Annotated in this window: 8 protein-coding genes and 3 tRNA genes; 3 read left to right on the top strand and 8 right to left on the bottom strand. The window is 51.3% G+C overall.

Annotated elements, in window-relative coordinates; translation table 11 throughout:
* The first annotated feature begins 4 nt into the window (after positions 1 to 4).
* From HUF18_RS07740 to HUF18_RS07730, 3 genes are all read left to right on the top strand, one after another.
* Positions 5 to 81, top strand: a tRNA-Asp gene (locus tag HUF18_RS07740).
* Positions 82 to 98: 17 nt separating this feature from the next.
* Positions 99 to 174: transfer RNA gene (locus tag HUF18_RS07735), tRNA-Val, on the top strand.
* Positions 175 to 211: 37 nt separating this feature from the next.
* Positions 212 to 288, top strand: a tRNA-Asp gene (locus tag HUF18_RS07730).
* Between the two features lie 359 nt (positions 289 to 647).
* On the opposite strand, the gene HUF18_RS07725 is transcribed toward HUF18_RS07730, so the two are convergent.
* From HUF18_RS07725 to HUF18_RS07690, 8 genes are all read right to left on the bottom strand, one after another.
* Positions 648 to 1,700 carry an AraC family transcriptional regulator gene (locus HUF18_RS07725; protein ID WP_145469458.1) on the bottom strand — a complete coding sequence of 351 codons (1,053 nt, stop codon included), beginning with the start codon at positions 1,698 to 1,700 and terminating at the stop codon, positions 648 to 650.
* Between the two features lie 128 nt (positions 1,701 to 1,828).
* The gene (locus HUF18_RS07720; RefSeq protein ID WP_225691741.1) at positions 1,829 to 2,629 is read right to left on the bottom strand and encodes a hypothetical protein; all 801 of its coding nucleotides are present in this window, start codon (positions 2,627 to 2,629) and stop codon (positions 1,829 to 1,831) included.
* 88 nt (positions 2,630 to 2,717) lie between these two features.
* Complete coding sequence (locus HUF18_RS07715; protein WP_145469456.1) at positions 2,718 to 5,201, bottom strand: efflux RND transporter permease subunit; 2,484 nt, start codon at positions 5,199 to 5,201, stop codon at positions 2,718 to 2,720.
* 2 nt (positions 5,202 to 5,203) lie between these two features.
* Positions 5,204 to 6,421, bottom strand: a complete 1,218-nt coding sequence (locus HUF18_RS07710) for a YCF48-related protein (protein ID WP_145469455.1) — start codon at positions 6,419 to 6,421, stop codon at positions 5,204 to 5,206.
* Between the two features lie 162 nt (positions 6,422 to 6,583).
* Positions 6,584 to 7,951: a DUF1329 domain-containing protein gene (locus tag HUF18_RS07705; RefSeq protein WP_145469454.1), complete on the bottom strand. Its 1,368-nt coding sequence runs from the start codon at positions 7,949 to 7,951 to the stop codon at positions 6,584 to 6,586.
* A gap of 73 nt (positions 7,952 to 8,024) precedes the next feature.
* Positions 8,025 to 10,649, bottom strand: a complete 2,625-nt coding sequence (gene pepN / locus HUF18_RS07700) for an aminopeptidase N (protein WP_225691740.1) — start codon at positions 10,647 to 10,649, stop codon at positions 8,025 to 8,027.
* Positions 10,650 to 10,653: 4 nt separating this feature from the next.
* Entirely contained in the window at positions 10,654 to 11,499 is an 846-nt protein-coding gene (locus HUF18_RS07695) for a DUF2797 domain-containing protein (protein WP_225691739.1), read from the bottom strand.
* Between the two features lie 3 nt (positions 11,500 to 11,502).
* Positions 11,503 to 11,757, bottom strand: coding sequence for a YeaC family protein (locus HUF18_RS07690; RefSeq protein ID WP_145469451.1), 255 nt, complete (start codon positions 11,755 to 11,757; stop codon positions 11,503 to 11,505).
* Positions 11,758 to 11,783: the final 26 nt, after the last annotated feature.

Below are 11,783 nucleotides of genomic sequence, written 5' to 3'. Positions count from 1 at the left end.
ATATGGACTGGTAGTTCAGTTGGTTAGAATACCGGCCTGTCACGCCGGGGGTCGCGGGTTCGAGTCCCGTCCAGTCCGCCATTTTTCATACAGAATTTGGGTGATTAGCTCAGCTGGGAGAGCATCTGCCTTACAAGCAGAGGGTCGGCGGTTCGATCCCGTCATCACCCACCATCATTCTTAAAGAACGGTCTTTAAGATTGGTATCAGCGGACTGGTAGTTCAGTTGGTTAGAATACCGGCCTGTCACGCCGGGGGTCGCGGGTTCGAGTCCCGTCCAGTCCGCCATTTTAAAAACGTTTTACTTTAGCTGTACCAACCAATCGTTCGCTCTGGCGCACTCTTGGTATTGAAAGATCCTCCGATTTCCTCTGCTCGATTCGCACGTATCCTTCCTGATCTGCCTTTCTTAGTAATCATCGGTTTTCATCTTGCTGTAACAGTACAGAATTAACTTACGCCTGCCTTAGCGCTGAATGATCTGAGCACAGGAACTTTAAGAGAGATTCATACTCTGAAGAAGCGCTTGCAGTTGTACGTTCTGGCACAGGGTGTGCTTAACGTAAAACAACCACAACAATAATCCTGAACATGGAGGTAGTTATGTCTGACTACATCGAAGATCTTCTGGAAGTCGGTTTTGACGACTACGAAGACGACGTTGACGACGCGGTAGAGATGTAAGCTCTGCCCGACCGTTCGCGGAAACGCCCTGGCGCCTCGCCAGTCCAGCGTTTAAATGCCCGCTGAAATGCCGTCGCTGATCCGAAGCCTAATACATAGGCTATTTCACCCAGAGTCAGCGACGTATCCCGCACATAGCTCACTGCAAGATCCCGCCGCGTATCATTTAATACCTGCTGAAAACTGCACCCTTCATCGGTTAAGCGCCGCCTGACCGTCCAGGGCGCCATATTCAGCCGCTGCGCGACTTGCTCAAGGGTTGGCGTCTGACCGTTTAACAGCGGACCAATGGCACGCTCTGTCAGCTCACGGAAAGTTAAACCGAGGCGCACCCGCTCCAGCTCGCGGTCCGCCAGCTGCTTTAATGCCGAATACGTCGATGCACAACGCTGCTGAACCGGTAAATCCAGTGCCCAGTCATGCAGCACAACTGCATTACGCTCTGCACCAAAATGAACCTCACACTGAAAAATATCGCTGTAACGCTCCCGATAAGCCGGTGCCGAGAATTCAAATTCAACCCGTGCCAGCAGGTCATGACGACCACTGAGCAGCTGCATAAAGCGGTTCCAGCCTGACAATACCGAATCAACGACAAACAGGTTGTATTCGTTATACGGACTGATGGAATAAAACTGCGCAACGCCCCTGCCCTTTTCCAGCAGAAACTGCGAACGGCCACGGGCGTTAAAGCTCGACAATAATTCATACTCAGTCAGCGCCCTGCAGGCACTCCGGATATCAGCGGCACTCTGTGCCAGTAAACCCGCCAGGCCCATCGCCGGAGGTGATGTCAGACGGCCCATCTCCAGTCCCAGCCAGGGCATTGAAAATTCCTGAATACAGGCATGCCCCATACGCATAAAACGCGGAATGCTGATACGTGCATCCGGTGATGCCAGCTTTATCTCATCCAGCTGGTACTGGGCCAATACAGCCTGAGGCCGGGCACCGGTTACTTCCACCGCACGCGCCATCAGCTCCACATAAGCCACCGAAATATCACCGAGTCTCATCGTCTTTTTCTGTTATTAAAATAAAAAAGCATTATCACTGGCCCTGCTGCTGCACGCAAAGCCTGCAGTAGCATAAAACGCAGACATAAAAAAACCTGCCAAAGCAGGTTTCAGAAGCAGGCAAAGGATCAGGCATCAAACCCGCCATCCTGTTGTTTCACGGAGGTCTCAGCAGGCTGATATTCCTGCTCATTCTCAGCGACCTGTGGTTCATAAAAATCCAGCAGAAAACGATAAGACAGCGACAGCATCACCAGCGAAATCAGACTGGTAATATAAGTACCGAATGCTGCCACATAGCTCAGTACAGAGTGATCCAGCATAAATAAGGCTAAAAAAGGCGACGCCAGAGCAATGGGCACAATAAATACCACCAACACAAGACGCGAGCCATTACCCTCACTTAATGACCAGGCGCGTTTAAGATCACTTTTCTGCCCCAGAGCCAGCTCCGGTAAAGTAATCGAAAGCCGCGACCAGATATAAAGCGCTGGCAGAACGCCGGCCACGGCCCCTAACCAGGCTTCCTCCTGACCGATAAACAGCATGGCAACCAGCATGGTGCAGAAAAAAACCACCGCGCCAATAACCCCCAGCAACAAGCCCCGCAGCAGATAACGGAACTCTTCCCGTCTCATACCGTGCAGTGCATTGGCGTCCCATTTATCCTGTGGCAGCAGCGTAAAACGATGGCAAGACGTGGCAAACACCACGCTCAGCAAAATCGAAACAATCAGGAAGCCAAACTGGCCAGCATAGTTATTCTCGGCCAGAAAGGTCGAACTGCTCCAGTCAACCAATGCCAGAATTAACATGGCTGGCAAAAACATTTTGATCACCGCTGCGCGCTTTGACCAGAGCAAGGCAACCGCTTCGCTTACCAGATCGGCCACAGGCAGATCGGCACTTAATCCTAAAGGGCTTTTCATTTCTGTTTCCTTCTTTTTATATCTGTGTCCCTGAAAGAAAAAAGACAAAAAAAACGGTGGCAGCGCCACCGTTTTAATTTTTTGCCACTCAGCCAGCCGGAGGAATATCTCCGTGGCGGGCTTTATGACGGGCAATAATGCGTTTCGGGCTGAGCAGATAATGCGCCAGAGCCGGCAGCAGAATCAAGGCACCCAGCATGTTCCACAGGAACATAAAGGTCAGCAGAATACCCATATCGGCCTGGAATTTAATCGGGGACAGAATCCAGGTTGCCACACCAATGGCCAGAGTAATACCGGTGAAACTTACCGCCTTACCGGTAGATTTCAGTGTTTCCAGGAAAGCTTCCTGCAGGGTCTTACCGGCAATAAGCATCACTTCCAGACGGCTGTAAATATAAATGCCGTAGTCGACACCAATACCCACACCCAGTGCAATTACCGGCAGCGTCGCTACTTTCACACCAATACCCAGATAGGTCATCAGCGCCTGGCTCAGCACCGAAGTTAGCGCCAGCGGAATCAGGATACAGGCCACCGCAGTGAACGAGCGGAAGGTCATAAAACACAGCACAAAGACCACAACGTAAACGAAGATCAGCATCGTATCCTGCGCATCGGCGATTACCTGGTTGGTAGCCGCTTCGATACCGGCGTTACCGGATGCCAGCTGGAAACGCACCGGTACAGAATCGATTTCTTTATCCGCAATTGCCTGTTCAATTTCGGCAATGGTGTAGCCGAAATATTTTTCGTCAATATTGTCGTCGTACTGCGCCTTAAATTCCTCTACAGCCGCGACGGCGGTTTCCAGAGTCTCTGCTTTATGGTCATTCAGGTAAACAATAACCGGTGCCATAGAGCAGTTAGGATTCAGCAGACTGCTTGGAGCACGCTGAATAGAGGTATTCAGAATGGTCTGGTTACGCGACAGTGCTGACCAGTTCAGGTTGCCTTCGTTCATCGCTTTGGTAACCAGCTTCGATACGGTGACCAGCGAGGTTGTTGACTGAACACCCGGTACGTTTTCCATGTACCACATAAAGCGATCCACGGCGTCCATTACCTTGAAGCTGTTGCACTGCTCTTTAGCGGTTTCAACCATCACCACCAGAACATCAGAACTGGTTGAGTAGTTGGACACCATAAAGTCGTTATCAAGGTTGTAGCGCGAGTCAGCACGTAATTCTGGCGCACCTTTATCCAGATCACCGATTTTCAGGCCCTGGCTCATCTGATAGCCGAATACAGCCATCACAATGGCAATCACAATAGGAATCGGCGCCACTTTCGGGCTGGCAAAATAAGACATTGCCTTCCACAGTTTCGGCTCGGATTTTTCGGTTTTCTTGGCGTGACGCACACCGGCTTCGCTGATACCGATAAAGGACATCACAATCGGCAGCAATACCAGGTTAGTAACGATAATCATCGCCACACCGATACTTGCAGCAATCGCTAGTTCCTGAATTACGCCAATATCAATAAACAGCAGCGTCAGGAAGCCCATCGCATCACTTAACAGAGCAAGCATGCCCGGTACATACAAACCACGGAATGCCTGGCGGGCAGCCTGCAGCTTGTCGGCACCTTTACCGGATTCGATGGCAATACCGTTAATAATCTGTACCGCGTGACTGATACCAATCGCAAACACCAGGAAAGGCACCAGTACCGAGTACAGGTCAACGGTGTAACCCATCAGCGCCAGTGCACCCAGCTGCCATACCACAGCAATCAGCGATGCAATGATAGGAACCAGCGTACCTTTCGGGCAACGCGAATACAGGTACAGCAGAATGGCAGTCATCGCCATCGCTGCCAGGAAGAAGTAAACAATGGACTTTGCACCATCCAGCAAATCACCCAATTTCTTCGGCGTACCGGTGATGTACACGCGGTATTTATCGTTGCTGTATTTGGCGCGGATTTTATCTTCCAGGTCCTGGGAGAACTTCTGGTAACTCAGCTTGGCACCGGTTTCCGGATCGTATTCAACCAGCGGTACGTCAATAATGGATGAGCGGAAATCGTTTGATACCAGACGTCCAACCTGACCCGACTTCAGTACGTTCTGACGAACCTGCTCCAGGCTTTCCGGGCCACCATCATAGGTACTCGGAATAACCGGTCCACCCTGGAAGCCCTCTTCCGTTACTTCCGTCCAGCGGGTATTCGGCGTCCACAAAGACTGCATACCGGAACGGTCAACCCCTTTAACGAAGAATACTTCATCGTTAATTTTGCTCAGGGTTTCCATATAGTCTTTAGTAAAAATATCGCCCTCAAGTGCTTCGATCGAAATCTTCACATTGGCGACACCGCTCTTCATGTCATCTTTATGTACCAGAAAATTCTGGATAAAGGTGTGATTCAGCGGAATGTATTTCTCGATGCTGGAGTCCAGTTTTACCTTGGTCAGACCATAGGCAAACAACAGGGTCAGCAGACCCAGGACAATCATAACCAGCATGCGGTTATTAAACAGAATGCGTTCTAAAGCCGGCTCTGTCTCTTTCGACAGGATGTAATGTTCCGGCTCTGTAGAAAAATGGTGCTGTTGTTCAGCCATGATTAAAAATCTCCCGCCGCCATGCTAATGCTCTGATCAATTAACTCGCCGGCAGCATTAAGGCGCTTAACACCCGCCTCGCCAACAATAATAAAGTTACCGTCTGATGCTTCTGCAACCGCTGCAAAGGCTTTGCGCCCTTCCAGAATCGATGCTTTTGGATTCTGCATCTGAGCATCAAAAATCACCACTGAACCACCATTACCGACCAGCAAAGTATGCTTACGGCCAATAGTGCCGGACAGTAACGTCTGCTCACTGCCTGTGGCTTTTTCATCCCAGCTGATGCCACCATCAACAGAACTGAAGACGTGACCACGGAGACCAAACATAATCTGCTTATCGCCGGCGGCAATCAGACCGAACAGTGAACCTTCATACGGAGAGTCCATGCTGTGCCAGCTCTGGCCCAGATCATCGGAACGCAGGATCATGCCCATTTCGCCAATCATCGCCAGAGAGCGCGGGCCTACCATGGAAATTGCATTCAGGTGGAGGCGATCAGGATTCGGTAAGCGTGAAGACACGTCTTCCCAGGTCGTACCGCCATCCAGGGTGTAGAAAAACATGCCATAAGCACCAACGGCATAACCGCGTTTGGCATCGTAGAACCACACATCCAGGAAAGGTTTGGTAGAGCCTGTGCTCTGATCGTACTGGGCATCCTGCAGACCATAGGTTGCGGTTTCCAAAGCCATTTCAGCTTCTTCAATGGCAACATCATCGCCGGCCGCTTCAGCCGCTTCGAGACGATCTTTGGCACGTTGTTTTGATTTGGTTGCTGCAGCAACAATGGCGGTATTGGCCTGATAGCCATCGAACTGTTTAACCCAGGTCTTACCGGCATCTGATGAGTGCAGAATGACACCATCGTGACCAACCGCCCAGCCGTAATCACCGGATGGGAAATACACAGCCGTCAGGGTGACCGATACCGGAACCCTGGCCTGAGCCCAGGTTAAGCCGTCATCGTCGGAATAGACAATATGACCATGTGACCCCACGGCAACAAGACGGCGGTCTGCCCGGACAACATCAAGTAACAGCGTCTGATGAGCACGCTGAGTCTGTAAAGCCGGGGTATTAAGAGGGTCCTGCCAGGCTGCCTGAGCTGAAACTGCGCTTAGCAGTACGCCAAGAATCAACCCAACCCGGGTAAAGCCCATCGCCAGCGCTCTTCCCGTAGCACGAGCGTAAGACTGAACCAAATCAGAAAACATAAGGAGCTCCGTTTTTATAGTAATGTCGGAAGGCGGCTAGTCTAGCCGACTGATTTATCATTGACTAACGTCCAGTTGTTACAGAATGTAAGGGGAAAATCGTCTGTTTTGACCCTTAAATACAAGAACGGATGAGTAAAACTCATCCGTTCGTTTGCCCGATCAGCGCTTACCGCGGCGGCGCAATTCGGCCGGAGTAAAGTAGCGATCCCCCGGAGGCTCATTGGTATAGTCAATGGTCCCCGCTTCTTCATTATCCAGCCCCTGCACGTGATAGCGCTTGGCTTTCAGATCATGGAACACATCCATCGTGGTCCAGGTTACCGGCAACTCGTAATAAGTTTTCATGTAGGCCATGTTCACACGCCAGAGATCACCGGCCGAATCGTACTGGTCAGCAACCGCAACCCCCCAGGTATCTTCGTCCAGGTAGAACACGCGCTTGTGATATACGTGACGCATACCGTCTTTCAGGGTTGCTTCAACAATCCATACACGGTGTTTTTCATAGCGGGTGTAATCAGGATTCAGATGACCCGGTTTAATCAGATCTTTATAGCTGACCTTATTTGAACTGAGCTTGTAGCTGTTATAAGGAATATAGATTTCCTTTTTGCCCAGCAGCTTCCAGTTGTAACGATCCGGAGCACCGTTATACATATCCGTGTCATCGGCATAACGCAGACCATCAGCCGCTGCAATCGGCGTATCGTAAGCCAGGTTAGGCGCACGGCGTACACGACGCTGACCAGCGTTATAACCCCATGCCTGACGGGCTTCATCCACCTGGTTCAGGGTTTCATGAACCAATACCGCACCACCCGCCAGACGCGCAGGGGCTTTGGTAAATGACAGGTAGTAGAACAGAATATTGTTCAGATCTTCGATGCTTTTATCACGGCGATAAAAGTTGAATTCAACTTCCTGCTGTACCGTTACCAGCGAGAAATCACCATCAACATGTACGGCAATTTCAGACGCCCGGCGGGTTAAATAAATGCCGCGCCAGCGTGTTACGTGGTTCCAGATGGCTTCCAGACCGGTTTTGGCAAGCGGAAAAGGAATCCCGCCATAGGCATACATCAGACCATTGCCGTCTTTATTCAGCTCGGCACGGATAGCGTTTTTGTAGGTATTTTCGTACACCCACTCAGGTGCAGCTGCTGTACGACGGGTCTCATAGACCGGCATTTTAAAAGTATCAGGATATACCTTGAATAATGCCTTCTGGCCCGGGGTCAGGTACTCGGCATACTGCTTCATATTGGCCGCTGTAATGACAAACAACGGTTTATCTTTGGCGTACGGATCAATATGGTGCTGGCCAGGCTTGTTATAGCCCACCGGCGGCAGATTCAGGCCACCACGCCAGGGCGGAATATCACTGCCATTACCACTACGTTCAGCTCCCAGCGGTGTCAGTTCCCCTTTCAGGCGATCCGCTTCTTTAACGGATACTGCCGCCATTGCCGTCGGCATTACAAACGCCAACGCCAATGCACCAGCCGCTATCCACTTATTTTTTTTCATTATGCGACCTCAACTACACCGCAGAGTGCGGCAATCTTCCCCGAAGCAAGAATAAAGAAACTTGCAGCGATGCTCAAATCAAACTCTTGCTGACAACCTCATACACGTCTTTGGATAAAGCGCCATGCTGCATAATGCGTTGCAACTCGGCTTTCATCAACTCCGATAATTGCGGCACCAGACGCCGCCACTTGGTCAGTGGCGTCAACAGACGTGCGGCGATCTGCGGATTACTGTCATTCAGACGCAATACCGCATCGGCCAGTAAACGGTAGCCGGCACCATCTTCACGATGAAAATGACACAGTGCCTGATTGGCAAATCCCCCCAATACCGAGCGTACCTTATTCGGGTTACGCCAATCGAAGGCGGTATGTGCCAGAAGCTGCTGAATAAATTCCACCTTACCCAGCTCCGCCGAACCGGCCTGCACCGACAGCCACTGATTCACCACCAGCGCATCCTGTGACCACTGCTGATAGAAATCGGCCAGCAACTGTTCTGCCTGCGAGGCATCACCGCTGTTGACCACCGCCACCAGCGCGGCCATCTGGTCGGTCATATTATCGGCGCTGCGATACTGGCTGACGGCCTGCTGCAGACCTGCGGCACTGCCCTTCACCCAATACGCCAGCGCCAGGTTTTTCAGACTGCGCGCCGACATCTGTGCCGGCTCCGGAGCATAAGGCGCGTCCGATTGCAGACGCTGATAACAGGCGGCAAATTCTTCACTCAGCGATTCAGCAATCGCCTGCTGCACCTGTTTACGCGCCGCATGAATCGCCAGCGGATCAACCTCGGCAGAGAATTCAGCCACATAGGCTTCCGATGGCAGTGTCAGCAGACAGCTGACCATCGCCGGATCGAGTGATTCATCAGCCAGCAGACGGGCAAAAACTTCACGTACTTCCGGGCGTAATTCAAAATTGCCCTCTTGGGCGGCATTAATCCAGCTCAGCAGCAGACGCTGACCGGCATCCCAGCGGTTAAAGCCATCGCTGTCATGCTGCAGTAAAAACAGCAGATCGTCGGCGGACTGTTCGAACTCCACTTTCACCGGTGCCGAAAAATCACGGAACAGCGATAAGCGTGGTTGTTCTGCAACACCACTGAAGACAAAGGTTTGCTCGGCTTCGGTCAGGTGCAGCACCTGACTGCTTTCTGTCCAGGCGGACGCGGGCTCAACCTGAATCGCCAGATCCTTACCATCAGCGCCAATCAGACCCAGCTGCACCGGAATCCATTGCGGCAGTTTATTACTTTGCCCCGGCGTATCCGGACAGCGCTGAGCCAGAGTCAGACGCAACTGCTGAGCGTCCGCATCGTATTCACTGCTGACCGTTACCAGCGGTGTACCCGCCTGCTTATACCAGCGTTTGAACAGGGTCAGATCAACGCCATTAGCGTCTTCCATCGCCTGCACAAAATCATAAATGGTAACGGCCTGACCATCGTGGCGGTCAAAATACAGATCGGAACCTTTACGGAAACCGTCTTTGCCGAGAATTTTGTGCAGCATGCCGACCACTTCTGCACCTTTTTCATAAATGGTGACGGTGTAGAAATTGGAAATTTCGATAAAAGAATCCGGCTGCACCGGGTGCGCCATCGGCCCACCGTCTTCGGCAAACTGTACGGTGCGCATAATGTTTGCGTCTTCAATACGTTTAACCGTGGCGGAATTCATATCGGCCGAGAAACAGGCATCACGGAACACCGTAAAACCTTCTTTCAGGCTCAGCTGAAACCAGTCACGACAGGTAACACGGTTACCCGACCAGTTATGGAAATATTCGTGCGCAACAATGGCCTCAATACGCTGGTAGGCAGCATCGGTGGCGGTCGCCGGATTGGCCAGAACACAGGACGAATTGAAAATATTCAGTCCTTTATTTTCCATCGCGCCCATATTGAAGTCATCGACGGCGACGATCATAAAAATATCCAGATCGTATTCGCGGCCATACACTTCTTCATCCCAGCGCATGGAGCGTTTTAACGCATCAAGGGCATAGTCAGTTTTATCGATATTCTGGGGCTCGACAAAAATTTTCAGTGCCACATCACGCCCGCTCATGGTGGTAAAGCGGTCTTCTTTAACGCGTAAATCACCGGCTACCAGCGCAAACAGATAGGCTGGTTTTTTATGCGGGTCGTGCCAGGTCACTTTATGCAGACCATTTTCAACGCTGTCAGCAATCAGGTTGCCGTTAGATAACAACACCGGAAATTGCGCCGCATCGGCAATAATGTGCGTAGTAAAAACCGACATCACATCCGGACGGTCGAGATAATAGGTAATGCGGCGGAAACCTTCGGCTTCACACTGGGTGCAATACATACCACCGGAACGGTACAAACCTTCGAGGGCGGTATTTTTTGCCGGATAAATCCGGGTTTTGATTTCCAGTTGCGAGCGTTGCTGTACGCCTTTCACGGTCAGGCTTTCGTCACCCAGCTCATATTGTCCGGCGGTAAGAGTCTGACCATCCAGCACCAGACTGATCAGCTCCAGATCCTGACCGGCAAGCAGTAAATCAGCGCCATCCGCTGCCTGACCATTGCGCACCAGATCCAGCAGCGCAGTGACCAGGGTATATTCATCCTGTAATTCAAAGGTCAGCTCAGTGCGCTCAATCCAGTAGTCCGGCTGCTGATAGTCTTTCAGATAAATAGCTGTTGGCTGTGCATCACGCATAGACTTAATCCTTTAACGCAAATGAAATATGGTATGAGCTGAATTTACGTAAATTAATCACACCACCATCCAGTATTAAATACTGCCCCTTAAGGCCCAGCAGACGACCGCTGACCTGAGGATTTTTATCAAAATTAAAACTACTGATTTTTCCCGGATACTGACTGACCGGGTAGTCAAACTGCCAGACATCGGCGTCGTGCAGAAGCTGCACACTGCCAATACCTTCGCGCTGTTCAAGTTCTGCCAGCGGCTGGGAAAACTCACTCAGCAGACGATCGCGCTCTGCCGCTAAATCCAGAACAGCGGCCGGGCCTTTCAGTAAGGTACGCCAGTTGGTTTTATCGGCTACCTGCGAACGCAGTAAATCTTCGATCAAACCTGACAAGCGGCGATTTTTTACCCGCGCAATCGGTAACGCCTGAGCTGCGCCCTGATCCAGCCAGCGCACCGGCATTTGTGTGGCACGGGTAATACCTACTTTTAATCCGGAAGAATTCGCCAGATAGACAATATGATCGTTAAAGCAAACCTGCTCCGCCCACGAAGGCTCGCGACAGGTACCCGCCGAAAAATGGCATTTTTCCGGGCTCATCATGCACGAATCACATTGCGCCAGCGAGGTAAAGCAAGGGTAACAATAACCCTGACTGAAACTGGTCTTGGTACGCCGCCCACAATGACTGCAGTGAATGGCACCGCTGTAGGTCATTTCAATATGACGGCCAATCAGCGGATTTAAATCCAGCCACTTATCGTCCAGCACCAGCTGATACTGCACAACGTCATCGTGTTCGCCGGCCTGCAGGGCCATTTTACTGAGCAGGCCACTGGCCAGAATCTGAGTCATAAATTACTGCAGGGTCAGTGTCTGAACATCGTCGTGATCATCTTTACCTGACGATTTACAGGCATCTTCCATATAACCCACGCGCTGCTCCGCCGGCAGGTCGTGAATCTGTTCATAATGAATAATGGCTTCCATGCACAGTTCACGCTGCTGAGGCTCCAGCTTACGGCCATCAGGCCAGCGTCCCAGCTCTACCGCATTGCGCAGATTCTGGTAGATCTCAGGCGTCAGGGATTTAATAAGTTGTTCAAGTGTCATAGCAACCTCATCACAGACCTGCCCAC

It is taken from the genome of Thalassolituus sp. ST750PaO-4 (assembly GCF_020320405.1).
In the GTDB taxonomy this organism is placed as follows: Bacteria; Pseudomonadota; Gammaproteobacteria; order Pseudomonadales; family Oceanobacteraceae; genus Venatoribacter; species Venatoribacter alkanivorans.
Note: the sequence above shows the minus strand (reverse complement) of the source record. Positions and strands in the feature narration are given on the sequence as shown.

Excerpts from the sequence above, each read along its gene's own strand:
- HUF18_RS07710 (WP_145469455.1), bottom strand. The coding sequence starts at position 6,421 with ATGTTTTCTGATTTGGTTCAGTCTTACGCTCGTGCTACGGGAAGAGCG.
- pepN (WP_225691740.1), bottom strand. The coding sequence starts at position 10,649 with ATGCGTGATGCACAGCCAACAGCTATTTATCTGAAAGACTATCAGCAG.
- HUF18_RS07725 (WP_145469458.1), bottom strand. The coding sequence starts at position 1,700 with ATGAGACTCGGTGATATTTCGGTGGCTTATGTGGAGCTGATGGCGCGT.
- HUF18_RS07715 (WP_145469456.1), bottom strand. The coding sequence starts at position 5,201 with ATGGCTGAACAACAGCACCATTTTTCTACAGAGCCGGAACATTACATC.
- HUF18_RS07690 (WP_145469451.1), bottom strand. The coding sequence starts at position 11,757 with ATGACACTTGAACAACTTATTAAATCCCTGACGCCTGAGATCTACCAG.
- HUF18_RS07695 (WP_225691739.1), bottom strand. The coding sequence starts at position 11,499 with ATGACTCAGATTCTGGCCAGTGGCCTGCTCAGTAAAATGGCCCTGCAG.
- HUF18_RS07705 (WP_145469454.1), bottom strand. The coding sequence starts at position 7,951 with ATGAAAAAAAATAAGTGGATAGCGGCTGGTGCATTGGCGTTGGCGTTT.
- HUF18_RS07720 (WP_225691741.1), bottom strand. The coding sequence starts at position 2,629 with ATGAAAAGCCCTTTAGGATTAAGTGCCGATCTGCCTGTGGCCGATCTG.